Annotated in this window: 16 protein-coding genes and 1 pseudogene; 2 read left to right on the top strand and 15 right to left on the bottom strand. The window is 43.8% G+C overall.

Annotated elements, in window-relative coordinates; genetic code table 11:
- Positions 1 to 143: 143 nt before the first annotated feature.
- The 6 genes from AC4E8A_RS04145 to AC4E8A_RS04120 form a co-directional block, all read right to left on the bottom strand.
- Entirely contained in the window at positions 144 to 641 is a 498-nt protein-coding gene (locus AC4E8A_RS04145) for an LURP-one-related family protein (RefSeq protein WP_490197013.1), read from the bottom strand.
- Positions 642 to 703: 62 nt separating this feature from the next.
- A complete protein-coding gene (locus tag AC4E8A_RS04140) occupies positions 704 to 1,693 on the bottom strand; it encodes a class F sortase (RefSeq protein WP_490197012.1) in 990 nt (329 codons plus the stop codon).
- Positions 1,694 to 1,756: 63 nt separating this feature from the next.
- Positions 1,757 to 3,100 (bottom strand): copper amine oxidase, encoded by a 1,344-nt coding sequence (locus tag AC4E8A_RS04135; protein ID WP_490197011.1) that lies wholly within the window; start codon positions 3,098 to 3,100, stop codon positions 1,757 to 1,759.
- Positions 3,101 to 4,070: 970 nt separating this feature from the next.
- Positions 4,071 to 4,787: an anti-sigma factor gene (locus tag AC4E8A_RS04130; RefSeq protein ID WP_490197010.1), complete on the bottom strand. Its 717-nt coding sequence runs from the start codon at positions 4,785 to 4,787 to the stop codon at positions 4,071 to 4,073.
- On the bottom strand, positions 4,784 to 5,350 hold the full coding sequence (locus AC4E8A_RS04125) for an RNA polymerase sigma factor (protein ID WP_490197008.1): 567 nt from the start codon (positions 5,348 to 5,350) through the stop codon (positions 4,784 to 4,786). The genes AC4E8A_RS04130 and AC4E8A_RS04125 overlap by 4 nt, the downstream gene beginning before the upstream one ends.
- A gap of 904 nt (positions 5,351 to 6,254) precedes the next feature.
- Positions 6,255 to 7,325, bottom strand: a complete 1,071-nt coding sequence (locus AC4E8A_RS04120) for a C45 family autoproteolytic acyltransferase/hydrolase (RefSeq protein ID WP_490197007.1) — start codon at positions 7,323 to 7,325, stop codon at positions 6,255 to 6,257.
- Between the two features lie 429 nt (positions 7,326 to 7,754).
- On the opposite strand from AC4E8A_RS04120, the gene AC4E8A_RS04115 reads away from it, so the two are divergent.
- Positions 7,755 to 8,372 carry a hypothetical protein gene (locus AC4E8A_RS04115; protein ID WP_490197005.1) on the top strand — a complete coding sequence of 206 codons (618 nt, stop codon included), beginning with the start codon at positions 7,755 to 7,757 and terminating at the stop codon, positions 8,370 to 8,372.
- Between the two features lie 42 nt (positions 8,373 to 8,414).
- Here AC4E8A_RS04115 and AC4E8A_RS04110 read toward each other — a convergent pair whose 3' ends face one another.
- From AC4E8A_RS04110 to AC4E8A_RS04075, 8 genes are all read right to left on the bottom strand, one after another.
- A complete protein-coding gene (locus tag AC4E8A_RS04110; RefSeq protein WP_490197003.1) occupies positions 8,415 to 9,269 on the bottom strand; it encodes an AraC family transcriptional regulator in 855 nt (284 codons plus the stop codon).
- Positions 9,270 to 9,356: 87 nt separating this feature from the next.
- On the bottom strand, positions 9,357 to 10,589 hold the full coding sequence (locus tag AC4E8A_RS04105; RefSeq protein WP_490197002.1) for an MFS transporter: 1,233 nt from the start codon (positions 10,587 to 10,589) through the stop codon (positions 9,357 to 9,359).
- Positions 10,590 to 11,244: 655 nt separating this feature from the next.
- Positions 11,245 to 11,511 carry a hypothetical protein gene (locus AC4E8A_RS04100; RefSeq protein WP_490197000.1) on the bottom strand — a complete coding sequence of 89 codons (267 nt, stop codon included), beginning with the start codon at positions 11,509 to 11,511 and terminating at the stop codon, positions 11,245 to 11,247.
- Positions 11,512 to 11,558: 47 nt separating this feature from the next.
- Positions 11,559 to 12,179, bottom strand: a complete 621-nt coding sequence (locus AC4E8A_RS04095) for a hypothetical protein (RefSeq protein WP_490196999.1) — start codon at positions 12,177 to 12,179, stop codon at positions 11,559 to 11,561.
- 375 nt (positions 12,180 to 12,554) lie between these two features.
- Positions 12,555 to 13,316 (bottom strand): nucleotidyltransferase domain-containing protein, encoded by a 762-nt coding sequence (locus AC4E8A_RS04090; protein WP_490196998.1) that lies wholly within the window; start codon positions 13,314 to 13,316, stop codon positions 12,555 to 12,557.
- 134 nt (positions 13,317 to 13,450) lie between these two features.
- A complete protein-coding gene (locus tag AC4E8A_RS04085) occupies positions 13,451 to 15,088 on the bottom strand; it encodes a catalase (protein WP_490198765.1) in 1,638 nt (545 codons plus the stop codon).
- 254 nt (positions 15,089 to 15,342) lie between these two features.
- Complete coding sequence (locus tag AC4E8A_RS04080; protein WP_490196997.1) at positions 15,343 to 16,542, bottom strand: MFS transporter; 1,200 nt, start codon at positions 16,540 to 16,542, stop codon at positions 15,343 to 15,345.
- A 16-nt stretch (positions 16,543 to 16,558) separates the two neighbouring features.
- Positions 16,559 to 16,975 carry a MarR family winged helix-turn-helix transcriptional regulator gene (locus tag AC4E8A_RS04075; protein ID WP_490196996.1) on the bottom strand — a complete coding sequence of 139 codons (417 nt, stop codon included), beginning with the start codon at positions 16,973 to 16,975 and terminating at the stop codon, positions 16,559 to 16,561.
- Positions 16,976 to 17,572: 597 nt separating this feature from the next.
- On the opposite strand from AC4E8A_RS04075, the gene AC4E8A_RS04070 reads away from it, so the two are divergent.
- Positions 17,573 to 17,710: a hypothetical protein gene (locus AC4E8A_RS04070; protein WP_490196994.1), complete on the top strand. Its 138-nt coding sequence runs from the start codon at positions 17,573 to 17,575 to the stop codon at positions 17,708 to 17,710.
- Between the two features lie 803 nt (positions 17,711 to 18,513).
- Here the strand turns inward: AC4E8A_RS04070 and AC4E8A_RS04065 are convergent.
- Positions 18,514 to 18,981, bottom strand: a pseudogene (locus tag AC4E8A_RS04065) (radical SAM/CxCxxxxC motif protein YfkAB); the annotation flags it as partial.
- Positions 18,982 to 19,016 lie beyond the last annotated feature (35 nt).

Here is a 19,016-nt window from a genome sequence, read left to right as displayed (position 1 = left end):
CATTCTTTTCAACACGAATTGCATCTGCTCTCATTCCATGGCAAGAAAAACATGGAATCTCCCGGAATCATCCCGAATTTCCCCGGAAATAAAAAAAACTTTCCGGAATCTGCCATGAGTTCGACAGTTTCCAGAAGGTCTTCTTAGGTGGCGGCTGAATTATTTCTCTTTTGTATGGCGTTGACTCCCATGACAGCAGTAACAAGTTCCTGATTGCTTAGGCTGGCAGAAAAGTTCTCCAATTTATACGCAGACGAGGAAAAGAACCCGCTCACCTTTTCAACACTGCAAATGACTGTTCCCTGATCATCAAGGATGGTGTATTCTTTTGAAAAGACTTCTGACTCAATGGAGAAAGTTCCCTTTCCAAATGACTGATATTCAAATCTCTTGGTAAAGAAAGTCCATTTCTGTCTCAATTGACCGATATCTTCCCCATTTTCACCAGAAACTGTCCATCGATTTCTGAAGGGTGAAAACCTTCCGCTTGCCATCATCTGTCCATCATTATCCAATAAGTCAACACCTGCTGAAAAGGCGCTCTTTAAGTCCAGTTCTCCGACTCTTTCATTCTCTGCATTGTAAATTTCCGTTCTGCCTGAAGAAAAGAAATTGTCCGCAAAGTACAAAACATTCCCCATAATACCCCTCCTGAATTTTCCTTAGTATTAATACGAAGGGGAGATGAGGAAAGTTTCAATCCTTACTTGGAAGTGACGATAGTCGATTTTCCCGATTCTTTTCCAGCTATATTGACAGCTGTCACATAGTAGGAGGAGCCTTTTTGGGCATCCTGATCAAAATAATTCTTTCTTTCGTGGGCTGAAATACTGGCGATCTGCTCGAACTCTTCACCTGCAGCTGGTTGTTTATAGATCCTGTATCCTACGATGTCATCCCCGTTGACAGAATGCCATGAAACAGAACCAAGGTCATATTCTATACTGTCCGGTGCTGCCGGTGCTGAATATGGCTCCTTTTCCTGGTCTTCAACAAGTTCGGTATAGATGACCAGCCTGTCTGGATAGAGATGTTCATCATGATTAAAGGTTCCTGTACAGGTTATCAAATTCAGATTCCGCTCATTCCCGGGCCCGAATATTCTTTCAATCGGGGCTTCTTCATTTTTATAGCTTTCTTTTGCTTTGACTCTGAAAGTCCGTTTCTGGCCATCTTCATCAAAAACGGTGACCTCCTCGCCGATTTCCATGTTTTTCAGATAAAAGAAAATCGCCGGTCCTTCCTGGCTGTCGACATGGCCGGCAATGACTGCGTTTCCTTCCGCTCCTGCCTTCACGCCTCTATCGTACCAGCCTGTAATTTCCGTTTCTTCCGGGACAGCCATCTCCCCATTTTCAAGGAGTCCTACAGAGATGACCTTTGTGTCGATATCCATACTGGGTATTTTGATCCGTGTGGGGATAATTCCCTCTTCTTGAATCTCTAGTTCATTTTCCAGCTCGGCTTTTTTCTTTTGTAAAGAGTCAAGAAGAACAAATTCCTCCTCTTGATGCGCTCTTGGCTTAACTCCTTCTCTCGGCTCAGGAGCATTTGCTTCTTCCGTTTGTGGAGTCTGCTCCATTTCAGGCGGTGATTGGGGGATAGGTTCCATGCCTTCCTGAGCAAAAGCCTGATAACCGATGACCCCGGCTGCCGCCAAACCTATTATGGATACAGTCAATCGCTTCTTCATCACTTTTTCCCTCCTGTTCATATAGGAAAAAGAGGAGAGCTATGAAACTCCCCTCTCTATAAATTATTGTTGGTCAGCCAATTTAGTTTTGATCAAATATCCTCCCGCAAGAAGAACAGCCGCAGCAAATGTGATCCAGGCAGCCATCGGCATTGGCTCCTCTGCTGCACCGCCCATACCTGTGTTAGGCATCTGGCTTGGCATATCTGAAGCTGCAAACTCATCCGGCATCTGCTTCACAATCGCATCTCCCAAGGCTTTGCCGATTCCAAATGTGAAGGCATATCCTTCACGGAACGTAGCCATGCTTGTCTCATAGTCTTCAGAAACATAACTATCAAACGTTTTAACGACTTGGTCTTCATGTGTCATAAGAGCATCAACGGCGGCTTCTTCCGGAAGGTTTCCTTCAGTCGCAGTTGCCAGGAAGGCACCAAATTCTTTCGTGAACATCGTCAGGCTATCGCGCGCTTCCTTAGCTGCTGCCTCGTCATCCGCCACTGTTGCGGAAACCAGTTCAGCTTGTGCATTGATATGATCGCTTGTCCAGAGTTTCTTAAATTGCATTGCACCTTCTTCTCCATAAATCGACTGGATAGCGGCTGTATATTCCTCTGTATTCATATCTTCAGCCCAAGTGGCAATGTCATAATCCGGAGCGCCATTCACACCTTTTTGCATGCTCATCGCTGCCAAAGCAAAGTGCTCTGCAGTCAGTTTATTTAGAGTGGAACGCAGTTCAGCTGCAGGTGCATCCACTTTCGTGTTTTCAAATTTGTCAGGCATTTGCATGACGATGGCTCCTGACAACGCTTTACTGATATCGAACATTCTGTCATAGCCTTCCATGAAATTCTCATAGTAGCCTTTGTAATCCTCTTCTACGTAATGGTCAAATGCTTCTACAACATCAGTTTCATGGGCTCTCAAGACTTCCTTTGCCGCATCTTCAGGCAGATTCCCTTCTGTTGCGGTACTAAGGAATGCGGAGAAGTCATTGACGAATTCTGTCACTTCCGCCTCAGCAGCTTTTCTCGCTTCTTCGTCCCCTGATTGTGCCGCTTCTACAAAGTCATCAGAATATTCAAGATGGCCAGTGAAAATTTCCTCGAACTTTTTCGCTCCCTCTTCGCCGTAGATAGACGCAATGGCCGGTGTCATATCCAAGGCATTTTGATTCAATGCATCATACGCCTGTTTTTCATCTGGTGCATCGTTATAATCTTTCACCATCGCGTCGACAGCCAGGACAAAGTGTTCAGATAATAGCTGATCCAATGTTGTACGTAAATCAGATGCCGGTGTCACGGCCGTCGGCGCTTCCTCGGCTTGGGCTGCTGCCGGGACAATTAATGATAACCCCAGCACTGGTGCTGCAACTTTTTTAAGTAGATTCTTTTTTTTCATAGTTTCCATCTCCTCTTTTTGTTTTAGTGTTCTGGTGAGCTAACGCTGCCGGATTGTCTTTGGATCACTTTTTTAAAAATTTTTTTTAAAATACTTTTCCTCCTTTTCATTTGTTTTTATATTTTCATAGAGCTAACGATACAAGTTCAGGGTTGGATCACTTTTTTATAAAAAAAAATAAAAACCCAGCACAACAGTGTACTTAACTCGTTCGGTTGAGAGGGAGAAAATGCTTATTTGCTGGTGGTTTTGCCGGTTAAAATACAAAGACTTTTGCAGGCTGTTTTGAAGTGTAATATGTATAAAAAATTGCACAAAAAAGAGGAGCTGCCAACGACCTTGCAGCTCCTCACTTCTATTATGCGTTATTTAAGTAAGCCACAGATCGGTTGAACAGCGGGTCTCCCGTTAAACTTTGCATTCATCAGCAATGAAACCAGGTTCTTTGCTAATTGAGGTGTATAGAGGGAAAAATTCCCCTTAATTAGCAAATAGTACTGAAAACAGCTTAAATAGAGGGAGAAATTCCTCTTATTTGACTCAAAAAACGTGAAAATAGGCAGCTTTGCTTTGTATTAAGGGAAAAACTCCCCTTATTTTCCGCAAAAACCACGTCTACTCTACATCTTACGGTAAAATCTCCCCTTATTTTTCTCCCACTGGGTTACTCCCCCTTTCTCTTCCCATCTAGTGTATCTGGCAATAACGAATCCGCGGACAAATTTGTAACATAAAATGCAGACCAGTTTGCAACACCACATAAATTTATGTGGTAGTGCAAATTGGCCTGCAAATCAGTATGCAGCAATAAGCGAAAAAACTTCAAAACCATTGGTATGCCGATAAAAAAACCGATACAAAATGCTATGCAAATTGTACCGCAAATTACCTTTCAATTTATTGGTTTCTCCCTCTGTACTGAACGGGTTAACAGTGTACTTGTGCTGGGTTACTCTTATATTCAATTCTTCTATAGTTCTGAAGCTAACACAACTTTCCCTTGAGGCTGCTGGCTGTCCGCATCCGGTTCATGAGATACGGCGACCATATCCCAGTCTGTATTCTCATATGCCTCATCAAAGTTGAATACGACTGAACCTTTTCCATCCTCTATAGTAAAGGTACCGGCCCGTTCGGGTTGTTCATCTTTTATCAGCCAAACCTGGTACACTTCATCATCCTTTAATTGCTGAAGCTCTGAAGCCTGGACGACAAGTTTTGTTTCCTCTCCTTGCTTTACGATACTGGCTGTTCCCCTTGCACCGCCATCTACCGCTGCCAATTCTGCATACTTCATCACTTGGTCGATCGATTCCTGCACTTCTGCAATATCCTGCTGCTCATCAAGCTGGGTAAGGAAGTAAGCATTTCCGAGAAGGGATAATGCCAAAAGGGCTGCTGCAGACGGAAGAATCCACTTATTTCTTTTCCGGACTGCCGGAAGGGAGACTGTGCCGTTTTGATTTTTATCCTTCAAGATGCCGGCGAACACCCTGTCTTCCAATCCAGGCGGGGGAGCTATCGGTTCAGAGGCATACGGCAGATATTCCTCAAGTTCGCGAAGCTGCTTCAGTTCTTCCGTGCATTCCGTGCAGCCTGCCAAATGCTTTTCAAAACGTGACCTCTCAAGATCTGTTAAATGGCCATTATAATAATCCAGCAATTGATCACATTGTTGTTCGGTCACCTAAAATCCCCTCCCTTCCCTTGAAGACATTGATGCAAATGTTTTAGCGCCAATCTGATTCTTCCTTTCACTGTACCAAGCGGGGTATCTGTTGATTTTGAAATCGCCTGTTGTGTCTTTCCTTTATAATAAGACAGATAGACCATTTGCTGTTGATCTTTTTTCAGCAGCTCAATACACTTCCGGACTGCACTGCCTTTTTCTTTCCATTCAAGGATATCCTCAGGTGTCTCATGAGTCACCCTCATTGAATCCTTCTCGATATATTCAACAGACTCATGCCTGTTTCGTTTACGGATAGCATCAAGGCTTGTATTCCGCGTCATGGTCAAAAGCCAGGATGAAAATTTGCCTTTGCTTCCATCATAGGGAGCATGCTTTTTCCACAATTTGAGAAAAACCTCCTGGATGACTTCTTCAGCAATTTCCTTATCTCCTGTCATTTTGTATGAAAACGAGTATATCAATTTTTCGTACTTTTGATAAAGCTTCCGCAATGCGGATGAATCTTTGTTCTGTAAAACTTTTTGATAAAGATCTATATCCTTAAGTTCCTCTGACATAAAACGCTCCCTCTATTTATATTTGACGTAGATGATTTAAGGATACCCAACAACTTGCTGCAACTCAATTGATTACTTAGCTAACGAAGAAAAAGAAAGTTTAGATCACAAAAACGTTTATCTTTTTATCGTTTGGGTAAATAATTTGATTTGATTATTTAATCACCATAAGAAAACCTCTCTATTTAGAGAGATTTTCATCCGGCCTTATTGAAAGAACCCATGCACGATGCCAAGCTGTGGGAAAATGACAAGGTGATCTCCGACAGCTATTGCAAAAGACTTTTTTGGACATTAAATTGATCAGAACATATTCTAAATAGAGCAAAGTCATAAGTGTGCTAATCACCCATCCACCACCCTCCCGGCCGAGCAGACTTTCCGCCTTGAAGACAAGGTCATTTCCCCCATTTTTTTGTGAATAATCTTTGAAAATGACAGCATGAATAATCTGAGACGGCTGCAAGATGCTCCAGACTCAGTGCTTCACTCAAAGGGTCTCTTCTATCTTTCACTGATTGATCCTCCCCGGCTCATGTGAGATTGCATGAAATCTATATCCTTGATTATGAGATTTTGATTTCCCCAGAATCCAATTGTGTATGAGAAAAGGAATGGCCGATTGACCATCCCTTTTTCTGATGTTAACGATTCATATTTTCTAATAACGTTCCCAGAGATTGGTATATCAGGAGATTCTCTTCAATCAGGACATCCTCTTTTTCCCCTCTGAAACGTCCCATTCTGAAGACGCCTGCTCTTTTTCTTTTACAGCCGCCTCAGCATCATTTTCTTCTTTACGCACTCCCTCACCGCTACATCCTGCCATTAAAATAAGAAATTCCATCCTTGTCTTTCTATCAAAACAAAAAAATCAGCCGGAAAGACTGATTTTTTGTTTGGTTCATTTCCTCTTACTCCAATCCGCATTTCCATCCATATGGACAAACGGTATATCGGTGTCCACTTCCCCTGTTATCCGGTCAAGCTCGACCTCTTCGCCTTGAAGCCACTTCCGGAAATCAAACTCTACAGGTTCGCGGTCACCGCCGAGTGCGAACCATGCTTTGAGCTCCTTGGGGAAGTACGCCGACGTATGGATCGTGCCCGCCCAGCTTCCGTAGAGATCGGAGAAGATACCTTTGTCACTGTCATTCAACAGCCGGAATGCTTCTGGTGCATCCGTGATACTGTCCTGGTTTTGCTGGATGATTTCCAGCCGGCGCTTGGAATCAACCAAGTGGTTGCGGTTTTCTTCCTGCATGATTTCAAAGTGATTTGTGCAGGCATTGGACTGGCGGACCTGGACACCGCGCGGGGAAGTCTCAACGACGAAGGTTTCTCCACTGGCATCAAGGACTATATAGCTGAAGGAATGGCGATGCGGGATTTCTTTCAGCGTGGAGACCGCTTCTTCGACATTCGCACATGATCCAAGGATCAACCGGCCGATCATACAGCAGATGAAGCCGTCTCCCGGATTTTTCCGGTGCATGAAGTTGTATCCAATTGACAACCCCTTTTCATTCATCCCATCCATTCTTCCCGTCACCCGCTGGCTCGGACCTATGATGGCATAGCCCTGATTATCGGCAGGCTGAAAAAAGGTATATCTCCCCTCGTAGGTTTTTGGATGGTAATCATAATTCCGGATGAGGTAATTCTCTCCCGTCACTATCGAACAGCCAGACTTGACATAATCGACCCGATATCCGCCGAATTCTTTCAAAACCCTCTCCAGCGGCCATCCCAGTGCTTCCTGCAACCCCAGCAGTTCCTCCCACACACCCGGCGCAAACTTGGTTACAGCCTGTTTCACCTCTTCAATGTCTACGGTAAAACGGGGTTTTCGGACCTTCCATTGATTTTCCCTGTTGGTGACAGTCAGGGAATCTTTTATCTTCTCGCCCTGCATATACCCAAAGTCAAAATGTGTTCCGCGGAACTGTATAATATCACTGTAGATTTGTTTCATTCTGTTTACCCTCTTTTGCAAAAAAAACTTTTCTCTTAGAATAAAGGAATAAAGATGAGAAATAAAGAAATCCGTTTGTACAGCATAACCTTCCTATCTCCGCCTTACCCTTATCTATGAAGATTCTTGAGTCATCATTTAAGGTTAGGCACTAAAATGATGATTGTAAATAAGCTGGATTCAGGCATCCTTGCTGGACTGGCCGAAATTGTGGAGATGACTTGAATGATGCCTTAAAATGGGTTCTTCATTTTGGAAAAAGGTAGAGTGATGCCGCTATAATGGCTCGCCTCAAACAGCTTTACAGCTTGCTGCCTATACTAAGCTGTAAAATTTAATAATCTTCCTGAATTTTATATACTGCCTGGGACTAGGTCCATTATACTAATTTAGAAATATCCCGATTTTCTATAAGAGCGGAGGAATAATATGCTTTCCAAAAGGCAATACATTCTCATCATCACTTTGGCTGTACTTCTTGGAATTCTGACAGCCATCTGGCAGATCTCTTTCTTGGCGGCCGCCGTATTGATCTTTTTATCCGTGACTTTAACTACCTATATTCCGTTTGTCTGGTACATCTATTTTTCCAGGGACATCGATAAGATTGGGGATTACTTAAAGAAGCGGGCCAGACAGCCCATCCTTCATTTTTACTACAGTCTCGCCAATGCAGATGAGGCAGAAACCGAACAAGCCCTTTCTACATTAAAAAAGAAATACAAATCACCTCGGATGACGGCCGTCGTCACAGCCGCTTATGCAGCCCAGCACGATACCCTTTCATCTGTAAAGCAATGCATTTCACTGATAAAGGACCATTCCGTGAAGGACTATTGTGAAACCTTGTTGAAGATTGAGGAAGGACAGTTGGTGGATGCTGAAAACATGATTCCCTCACTTCAGAAGGAGTGGATGAGGGAAGTTGCAGAAGCGGAGTTGCTTCATAAAAAGGGGCAACCCGAAGCGGCCCGATCTCATGAAGAAAAAGCAATCGACCTCACGAAGGGTATACAGCTATATTCACTTGTAAAATACTATACATAGTACAAGAGGGGCTTTCTCCTGAGAAGAGAAGGCCACTGGACATTATTTCTTCATGATCGGAACCCAGACTTCACAGCGGTAATCAACACTGTTAACCTCACCTGGAGGATATAATTCAAATTCTGGCCCACCGCCATGTTCGTAACCTGTGGATGGGAACCACTCGGAATAAATCCGCTGCCAAACACCTTGAATGGCATGGGGCATCGGGCCGATGGATTCAAATACAGCGTATGTGGCAGCCGGAATTTTTTTTATCTCGAACTTCTTCTGGTCCTTCACTGTTTCTGCACCAATGAAATAAGTGAACGTTTCGCCGGCTTGATCAAACTCCATACAAATCCCAAGGATATCGTTTGTATCGGCAGCCTCAACTATTTCTCTGTCGATGCCTTTTCCATTCACTTCATCCCAGAACTTTGGAATTTCCTTATTGTTTTCTCCATTGGCAGTTGTGATCTTCTTGCCGAAGCCGGTCACTTTAAAGCTTTCTCTTTCAACGATTCTGTAATTCATTTCTTTCTCTCCTTTTAACTGAATTTGAAAAGAGATGCGAGGAAATGCCTTTAAAGAGACGTCCTGTTCCCTCACCTGGGATGGTGAAACGCCATGGGCCCTCCTGAATGCCTTTGAAAAAGACTCGGGTGTTTCGTAACCATATCGAAGAGCAACATCAATCACCTTTTCCTTGGCATTGGAAAGCTCCTGTGCAGCCAATGTTAAGCGGCGTTTCCTGATATACTCTGCCACTGGTACCCCTGTCAGCATGCTGAACATTCGTTGAAAATGAAATTTGCTGCTGTACGTTAGCTGTGCCAGCTTCTCCACCTCAATTTTCTTCTGGAGATGATTTTCGATATATTCGATGCACTCATTCATTCTAAGCAGTATTTCCATCCCAGTCCCCCCTTGCTCCTTCAGTTTAGCACCCTGCTGATTCACACACCTGTCTGCGATTGCTCACCTGTGACAGGTTCTGCTACTCTAATGTTCTGCAGAGACTGCCGGATCCCTTCCATAATCTCGTACAAAAGGAAGCGAAAAGGTCAGCAAAGCCGCCCCCATTTCAAGGACGCCTCCGTAAATGAATATATTCTGGGGAGAAGTCCACTCCATCAACCACCCTGCTGCCGCCTGGGCAATCGGGACCGATCCGGACATAACCAGGATCATGACACTGATGACCCTTCCGAAGATCCTTGCTGGTATAATCGTATGGTTTACGCTCGGAGCTATGACATTAACTGCTGTTTCATGCAGACCCATAAGGGCAATCAGCGTTATGATCATCCAAATATTCACTGTGAATCCAATCAGCATGATGATCATTCCTTGCAAGAAACATGTCAGCAGAGTCATATAGGGCTTAGGATTCCTGATCGAAATGACGGAAAACACCACCGCTCCCGCAACACTGCCGACTCCGATCGCTGTATTCATTAACCCAAATCCTTCAACACCCAAATTCAGTTCTTCAGCTAGAAACGGGATGCTGATCAAGGTCGCCCCGACTGCTGCGTTGGCAAAGAAGGCAAATACCGCCATGGTCATGATGATCGGGGTTGTCAGGAAATAATGAAACCCGGATTTCACACTTCTCCACATTGGTTCGTTCGTTGCCTCTTCCTCTTCTGTTTTAACAGTTTTGACCAGAAGCAATAATAGCGCAGAAATCAAGAAGGTGACCGCATTGACCATGATGGCAAAATTAGTGCTGCCTACAGCGACCAGACCCGCTCCAACCAGCGGTCCAATGACAGCTGACACATTTCCGGCTGTCATCAGCAGCCCCATCGACTGGGTATAATATTCTTTTTCAACAATGCGCGTCCTGAACGAGATTCCCGCTGGCTCTGCGATAGAATCAACCATCCCGAATACAGCTCCTATAATATAGAAGATCCAGTAAGCTTCCTTATTTACAAACAAGACGGCCAAGGCAAGACTGATAATGACGGCCCGCAGCAGATTGGAATGGATAAGCAATTTTTGGGGATTGATGCGGTCGACAAGGACTCCCCCCACAAGAACAAAGAGAATTTTCGATGCTCCCAAAATAAATAGGTACGTCCCCACGATGGACGGGGACTGGGTTTCTTCCACAAGAAACCACGTCAGAGCAATGACAAAAACGGAATCTCCAAGGGATGAAATCCATGTGCTGATCCAATAATATAAAAAGCTTTTATTCTTAAATATTGTTAAACTCATTTTCATGAACTGGTCCTCCTGATATCGGACGCCCCATCAAGGCAGTATCCCTGTTTTTTGAATATAAAAAGGCTGTTTTCGCATTCAATGTTGCTTTCGGAAAAAACCCATGGATTTCCCCTCAAAAAAGGGAGCGTTGCTCTTTTCCTTCCTGCTTACAGGGGGGTATCCAGTGAATGACCAAAATACATTCATATTGAATAGAGCAAAGTTCACGAAAACAGCCTATAAAAAAGACACCTATCCCGCGATAGGTGTCTTCCGGCTTTTGATTTCCCCGTGATGGATACTATGAGGAAACGTTTATAGTAAGCTCACCCTATGCGGTATGCAATGAAAATAGTAAACGCCTCTATTAAATAAGGACAGACTGATCCCGTTAAAAAGAAGAGCATCAAAAATTTTCGTTGCCGACTTACTGCCAGGGATACCATTCATCACAGGGTGAACCTCCTTTCGAATATAAAATCATAGACTATTATACCGCCAATTGGAAAAATATACAATCCCGCTTGGAGGCTTGGTGACAGGCACGCCCCGGACTCTGTCGAAATCCTTCAAAAGGGATTTTGATTGAGATTCGGAATTTTTCTGCAGTTTCCGGATTCCTCTTATCCCTGTCACCCCTGATTTCCTCCATCTTGGAATCGCAGGGCGCTGATCACTCCGCCTCGGTATGCTGCGGGGGCAGGTACTTTGTAAAATAGGCTCCAGCAATCAAAAGCATGATCGTGACCGCCCAACTGATAAGACCAATGAAATCAAACCAGACGGCCAGCAGATTCGCCACTGCAATCAAATAAAAGCAGATAGACGTCAGGGCTGTCTTGACCCCCGTAATGCCAGCAGCCTTTCTTCTTCTGTAAACATAAACTCCCGAGACCATCAAACCCGCAAGCAAAATGATGGTCCAAACAATTTCATTCATCTAATCCCTCTCCTTTACATAATTCGACAAAAACCGGGTTTTGCCAGTCACTTATCAGAAGCTTCCTTCTCCATCCCGGCAACACCTTGTTTTTTCAGCAGATCGGTAATTCTATTCAGCTGTTCTGGATGCTGAATGACTACGTAATTGGGTTGAAGCCATTTGGTTTTGATTTTAAAGGTGAGTTTAAAGCCATTGTCTGCCCGCTGGTCAAGGCCGTACAGTTCATGCCAGCGGACAATTTTTTCTGTTTCATAGAATTTAATTTCTGAGAAGGAATAGTATCTTGAGTTCAAAATGACTCCTTTAGGCAAAATGAAAAAATTCCCTCTATGCCGAATCGCGCTAAGAATCATGAAAAACAGATAGGAAACCATGAAGAACTGGGTCTCCAGCCAGTCTGTAGCCAAAACGACCCCTAACAGCGTGATGAGTAAGGCCAAAGCTGCATATGTCCCCCATTTTACCACTTGATAAGATCTTGACTGTTTGTTGAGCGGCTCCATTTCCAGCCATTCCCCTGGAAGAAGTATTCCTGAGAACTCTTCCTTGCTCTGCGGATATACTGCAGCTGGTGCCGATTCTGCAGCTTTTCTTAAGCTCAGTCGATAACGCACTAAATAATATATGCCGGATATGAAAATAACTCCGAAAAGCAAGTTTACCATGACTCCATTCCCCCTACAGAGGCAAAGCTAATTGAAGTAAAAAAATCATCTTCTTCCTATTCCACGAATTTCCCCCTCTGAAAGTTTCATTAATCCTGTAATTTACAATAAAAATTTTATTTTAGCCTCTTTTCGTAAACTTTGTTGCTATTCAATATGAATCTCAAATAATTTTTTGGTCATTCACTTTGGATATCCCCCTGTAAGCAGGAAAGAAAAGAGCTGCTCTCCCTTTTTCGAGGAGAAATCCATGGAATACAGGGGAAAAACCCAGCTCCTGGGATTTTTCCGAAAGCAGCAATTCATGCGAAGACGGCCTTATTTTTAAATAGAAACCCTTTGAAATGGCTTCCCTTTTTGGATACTCAAAGTCCATTAGTCTATTTTTTCCGCCATCTTCCTGAAGAACAACGCGTCTTTGTCATCAGGAAGGTTTTCCTCTATCCAGCTTAATTCCGTGGAATATAACTGGACAATAAGGTCTGCTGCCTTCTTGTGATTTTCAGGATTCAGATGTAAATAGATCTCGTTTATTTCACACAGCTTTTCAGCAGGCAGCAGCGCCTCCAATGCCTTCATCCCCAATTGAGCCCTCTCCGGGAAATATCTGTGAAGGAGCACCTTCGCCATTTTGAACATGCAGTGCTGCAATACTTCTACGCCCCATAAACTATTACCTCTGTTATAGGCTTTTCGGTATTGAAACAGAAACCATGGAACATCAATCGCCAGCTCATAGAATTCTTCAGGAGATAATACCAAATTCTGAGTGGCTTCATACTTTACCAGGATCTTATCAGGATCATGAACAACCTTAAAGAAGTCTTTCTCCTTAAAATTCGTCTCGGTTACCGTAAACAAGTCTACATGAAGCATATCATCGAATACCGCAATGATCTGCGGAGCGATAATGAATATATCATCATAGAATAAAAGATTTCCGTAGGCCTTCAAGTGATCAACCCGTTTCTCAAGAAACCTCTCTTCATTTTCCTCTTTTACAAGGACATAGAGATCGACATCCGAGTGCTCATCGTTTTCCCCCCTCCCCATGGATCCTTTCAAAAAAACCGCCTGTACAAGTTCATCTTTCTTCAGGCTTTCTGTGATACTATGTACCGCCTTTTCCTGTCTCAATTGGCTCCCCCCTAAAAATGAATATTACGCCATTATATTCCATTTCCGGAGCGGATTCAAGACTAAATCCGGCGTGCCTTTCACACCTTAAACAGAAAAAACCCGCCGGTAAATTGGCGGGCTGCATTGAACTATTAATAAGGATCTGCTTCGTGGCCTTTATTCGGTGCTCCTTCCGCTGCTTCATTTGCAGCTAATGAGCCTTGGCCATATCTTGTTTTTCCGGATTCGCGGCCAGGAACTTTATCCAGTTCCACATCCTTCATTTCCTTCATTTCTTTCATTTTCATTTCGATCCCTTCCTTCACGCGGCGTCCATAGTCTTCGTCTGCTTGTGTGAAGTGTTCAATCATGGCATCCTGGATTTTTTCATCACAAATCGCAAGAGCATCGGACAGGTTCTTAATTAATTCGTCGCGTTCCCAATCTTCAAAGCTTCGGTAGGTGTGGCCAGCCTGTCCGTAGTTGTTCGGACGGTCAATCGGCGCCGTCATCGCAGCGGCATTATAGGTCGGACGGTGAGGTGCACGTCCTTCGGTGCCCGCTTCTTTGAAACCGCCAAGCATGGACGGCTCATAGTTGATATGTGGATTTTCCCCGGACTCATTTGGATTGCGTACATCCATCTGGCCGCGCTGCTGATTGGTGTGGACAGGAGATTTTGGTGCATTCACCGGCAGCTTCAAGTAGTTCGCCCCTACTCGATAGCGCTGCGTATCAGAGTAGGAGAAAGTACGGCCTTGCAGCATTTTATCATCTGAAAAGTCCATTCCATCGACGAGTACCCCCGTACCGAAGGAAGCCTGTTCAATCTCTGCATGAAAGTCCTTTGGATTACGGTCAAGGACCATACGCCCTACCGGCAGCCATGGGAATTTATCTTCTGGCCATAGTTTTGTGTCATCGAGAGGATCAAAATCGAGTTCCTCATGATATCCATCTTCCATGATCTGAACGAACAGCTCCCATTCCGGATAATCGCCTCGCTCAATCGATTCATATAAATCCTGGGTCGCATGAGCTACATTCTTTGCTTGAATGGAATCAGCCTCATCTTGTGTCAGGTTGCGGATACCCTGCTTTGGTTCCCAGTGGTATTTGACCAGCACTGCTTCACCTTTTTCATTTACCCATTTATATGTGTTGACGCCTGACCCCTGCATATGACGATATGTAGCTGGAATCCCCCATGGGGAAAAAACAAAGGTAATCATATGGGTTGCCTCTGGTGTACGGGAAACGAAGTCAAACATTCTTTCCGGGTTCGGAACGTTGGAAGCCGGGTCCGCTTTAAAGGCATGGATCATATCAGGGAACTTCATGGCATCGCGGATAAAGAAAATCTTCAGGTTGTTCCCGACAAGATCCCAGTTTCCGTCTTCCGTATACATTTTCACAGCGAATCCACGGGGGTCGCGTGCTGTTTCCGGCGAATCCTTCGCACCTGCCACAGTAGAGAAGCGGACCATCAACGGCGTTTTCTTCCCGGCTCCTGAAAAGACCTTCGCGCGTGTATACTTTTCTACAGGTTCGTCCCCGGCTTTTCCATATGCCTCAAAATAGCCGAATGCCCCGGACCCGCGCGCGTGAACCACACGCTCCGGCACTTCTTCACGGTCAAAGTGGGAAATCTTTTCGATAAAATGATAATTCTCAAGTGTAGCCGGCCCTCGGTCACCAATAGTACGGATATTTTGATTATCAAAAACAGGATGCCCCTGTCGTGTTGTCAGTGTATCATCATCCACATGGTTTTCCTTGGAATTCTTCATATCCTTGTTCTTATCAGCCAAAATATTACCCCCTTTATAATTACTTTTAATGTTATACCCTGTTTTAATTGGGATATTCATGAAATATTTGATTTTTTCGGATGACCCAGCACGTGCCAGTCACTCCCCGGAATTTGTCGAACAGGAAGAGCTCCTGACCAAGAGGAATCCTCTTATAAAGTGAAGTCAATTCGACATAAACCGGGGAGTGACTGGCACAAAAGAAAAAAAGCCAGCTGTGGACGCTGACTTTTTTAAGCGGCATTAACTTCTTTATGTTTGCCTTTATTCAATTTTCGGCCTTGCAGCAAATAGTATAGGAGGATTCCAGCAAAGACGTACCCTGTACTGTACGCGTATAGTTCTCCGAGACTGAATTTGGCTGCAGCGAGACCAACGAGGAAAGATCCCAATCCGATTCCTATGTCAAAAATAGATAGGAATGTCGCAGTCGCCATAGCTGCCCGTTTGGGGGGCGATGCCTGGATGGCAATCGTCTGGAAAGTTGGGAACAAGGTCCCCCAACCTAACCCCGCAAAAGCTGCGGCCGTCAGGAACAGAACGGCTGAATCCGCTGTTCCGAGAATGATCATTCCGGCTGCAAACAAAATAATCGCAGGATAGACGATGAAATTGGGGCCATGAAGGTCATACCATTTCCCCGTAATCGGCCTTGAAAGCAAAAGCACTACTGCGTATACGATAAAGAAATAGCTGGCCACATGGCTGAGCCCAAGTTCCCCTGCATAAACGGAGACAAAGGAGAGGATTGATGAATACACAATCGCGAAGAACGCCCCCGTTAAAGCAATCGGAATCGCCTTGACTTCAAAGATCGCATCTTTCAACTTCATTGGAGGAAGCTTGCCTCTTACCTTTTTCTCTTCCTTAAGGGAAATCAACAACCCGGATAAAAGCCCGATGAACGCGGCTCCTGCAGCAATTTGCAGCATCACGTTCATTCCCCAGTTTTGCAGGGCCGTCAACCCAAGAAATGGACCAATGACCATCGCAAAGTTTGTGGACAGAATGAAATAGCCCATCCCTTCTCCTCTTCTGGAGTGAGGAACGGTAATCGCTGCAATGGATCCTGCAGCTGTCGTTGCCATGCCAAAACCTATTCCGTGTAAGAACCTGACTAAAAGCAATACTTGAACACTGTCTGCCATGAAGTACAGCAATGTTGCCCCAAAGAATAATGTTAACGAACAAAGAAGAATCACTCTGCTCCCGAATTTTTCAATCCATCTTCCCGAAAACGGACGGATGATGATGGCAGAAATCAGGAAGACTGTAATCATCAATCCTGCCTGTGACTTTTCACCGTCCAGATGATCCACTACAAATATTGGTACGGTTACAAGCAGAAAATAAAATGTCATAAATAAAAAGAAATTACTGATACTGATACCGATAAAGTTCCTCGTCCATAACGGAGGTCTAGTTTCATTCATGCTGTATTCCCTCTTTCTATATCTGTTTTAACCAGGCTGTTAAGATGTTCTGCCATTCTCCCCGTAATGAAGCTGGAATTTCCTTTATCAACTCTTCATTTTTCTTAAGAACGGCCTTTTCCCATATCGGGAAGTGAGCCTTTGCCAGGTCTGTTAAGGAAATGAACTTTTTTCGTTTATCTTCCTCACTGGATATCTGTTCAATAAACCCCTGCTTTAATAGCCTTTGTATTGTCCTTGTCATTGGAGGTGCTTCAACTGCAAGGTATTCACAGAGTTCCTTCTGTGTCAAAGTCCCTTTTTCCCGCAAAACAAAAAGCACCGACCACTGTGCGTTGTATAGTCCATAAGGTTCCAGCACCTCATTCAGATGCTTCGTCAGTCGTCTCGAAAGCTGATGGATCGCATGAAAAAGTTCATGTGTATTTTCCACTATCAACACCTCAATTAATTACATAAGTACATAAAGCCAGAGTAAGTATACCACCATTAGTTACCTAGGTAAATACCTTCCTCGATGATAACCGTTTCATATGTTAATCATTTTTGGGTAGCATTGCCGTTAGAGTTTCATTGAATTGAAAGATCAGAGAACTTTCCGTATGTCTCTTTTTCCATCTATTTATCGTTGTTCACCGGTTCACTGTAAGCATTCGCTTCATGCCTATTTAAAACCTGGGGTGGGCCCGATTGATTAGCCATTTCCATGCCTTAAACAATTTCTGTTTGATAAAAAGCTGAAATGGAAACTTCTATATGTTCGGTTGAACAGTATTTTAGCTGATTTACTAGTGGGCATCTGCACATTTTATCCCCGTTTTTCCTATGCTGTTTGAAGTTGGTTTTTATTCCTTTTATCCATTGCTGCTTTTCTTACAGCAATTGTTACTTTGTCCTAATGGGGCTTTCTCCAGGCATGCATAATCAATAAAGGTTCTATAACAAGTAAATTGTTACTGCAACCTTTAAATGAATAAAACAAATAGAAATTGGAATAATATACCTCATCTGAGATTTCTGGAGGTAACCTATGCGTACTGAAAATCACTTTGTTGTACTGATCTTCTTTTCTTTGCTTGGCCTGATAGCGACGATTCTTTTCAGCGGGACCCTGCTTTCCAGGGTGAATGAGATTCTTTCGAAATTTGAGGAATCGGATAGTCATTAATGCAGCAAAAAAACCTCCCCGTTTTTTTCAATTTAACTCGTTCGGTTGAGAGGGAGAAAATGCCTATTTGCTGGTGGTTTTGCCGGTTAAAATACAAAGACTTTTGCAGGCTGTTTTGAAGTGTATTATGAATGAAAATTGCACAAAAAAAGAGGAGCTGCCAACGACCTTGCAGCTCCTCACTTCTATTATGCGTTATTCAATTAAGCCCCAGATCGGTTGAACAGCGGGTTTCCCGTTAAACTTTGCATTCTTCAGCAATGAAATCAGGTTCTCTGCTAATTGAGGTATATAGAGGGAAAAATTCCCCTTAATTAGCCAAATAGACTGAAAACAGCTTAAATAGAGGGAGAAATTCCTCTTATTTGACTCAAAAAACGTGAAGATAGGCAGATTTGCTTTGAATAAAGGGAAAAACTCCCCTTATTTTCCGCAAAAACCACGTCTACTCTACATCTAACGGTAAAATCTCCCCTTATTTTTCTCCCACTGGTTATTCCCCTTCTCTTCCCATCTAGTGTATCTGGCAATAACGAATCCGCCGACAAATTTGTAACATAAAATGCAGACCAGTTTGCAACACCACATAAATGTATGCGGTAGTGCAAATCGGCCTGCAAATCAGTATGCAACAATAAGCGAAAAAACTTCAAAACCATTGGTATGCCGATACAAAATGCTATGCAAATTGTACCGCAAATTACCTTTCAATTTATTGGTTTCTCCCTCTGTACTGAACGGGTTATTTTTCAATTGAGGGAGGTTTTTTATGACTTGATTCCACAGTTATCCGGGCGTTACTTTCACCCTTCGATTTTAGCTAATTTACTCTGAAAGTCCTCACCTGAATAATAAGTGTTTTTGACGAGTACGTTAGGTCCCAGGCATTTTACGGCAGGACAGTGGCAGTTCAATGATTTGGCAGTTTTTGTTTGGTTCCAGCGGTCATATGCTTCCGGCAGGGATGTGTCCTGAAGGTTGCCCAACCCCGGTTCATCGCCAAAATCGGTCACGATTATTTCTCCGGAGAATATATTGACGTTCAGCCGGGAACGGCCATCCGGATCGTTTCTGACTGTGACATTTTTCTCTGTTAGAAGACGCTGATACACTTCAAGTTCTTCCTCTGAAGAACTGCAAGGGTAAAATGGCAGCGTCCCGAACAGCATCCAGATATCTTCATTGCGATGGTCAAGAAGGCGCTTGATGGCCTGGCGCGTTTCCCCGAGACTCAGCGTTTCTAGATTCTTGGCGAAATCCACAGGATACATGCTCTGATACAAATTTCATGTCACTTACAGACAAA

This window comes from Bacillus sp. SRL337, from assembly GCF_984799155.1.
This window is presented reverse-complemented; position numbering and strand designations above follow the sequence as displayed.

Coding starts and splice junctions, on each gene's coding strand:
- AC4E8A_RS04125 (WP_490197008.1), bottom strand. CDS start 5,350: ATGTCAGAGGAACTTAAGGATATAGATCTTTATCAAAAAGTTTTACAG.
- AC4E8A_RS04115 (WP_490197005.1), top strand. CDS start 7,755: ATGCTTTCCAAAAGGCAATACATTCTCATCATCACTTTGGCTGTACTT.
- AC4E8A_RS04105 (WP_490197002.1), bottom strand. CDS start 10,589: ATGAAAATGAGTTTAACAATATTTAAGAATAAAAGCTTTTTATATTAT.
- AC4E8A_RS04110 (WP_490197003.1), bottom strand. CDS start 9,269: ATGGAAATACTGCTTAGAATGAATGAGTGCATCGAATATATCGAAAAT.
- AC4E8A_RS04145 (WP_490197013.1), bottom strand. CDS start 641: ATGGGGAATGTTTTGTACTTTGCGGACAATTTCTTTTCTTCAGGCAGA.
- AC4E8A_RS04120 (WP_490197007.1), bottom strand. CDS start 7,325: ATGAAACAAATCTACAGTGATATTATACAGTTCCGCGGAACACATTTT.
- AC4E8A_RS04135 (WP_490197011.1), bottom strand. CDS start 3,100: ATGAAAAAAAAGAATCTACTTAAAAAAGTTGCAGCACCAGTGCTGGGG.
- AC4E8A_RS04080 (WP_490196997.1), bottom strand. CDS start 16,542: ATGAATGAAACTAGACCTCCGTTATGGACGAGGAACTTTATCGGTATC.
- AC4E8A_RS04100 (WP_490197000.1), bottom strand. CDS start 11,511: ATGAATGAAATTGTTTGGACCATCATTTTGCTTGCGGGTTTGATGGTC.
- AC4E8A_RS04085 (WP_490198765.1), bottom strand. CDS start 15,088: ATGAAGAATTCCAAGGAAAACCATGTGGATGATGATACACTGACAACA.
- AC4E8A_RS04095 (WP_490196999.1), bottom strand. CDS start 12,179: ATGGTAAACTTGCTTTTCGGAGTTATTTTCATATCCGGCATATATTAT.
- AC4E8A_RS04140 (WP_490197012.1), bottom strand. CDS start 1,693: ATGAAGAAGCGATTGACTGTATCCATAATAGGTTTGGCGGCAGCCGGG.
- AC4E8A_RS04070 (WP_490196994.1), top strand. CDS start 17,573: ATGCGTACTGAAAATCACTTTGTTGTACTGATCTTCTTTTCTTTGCTT.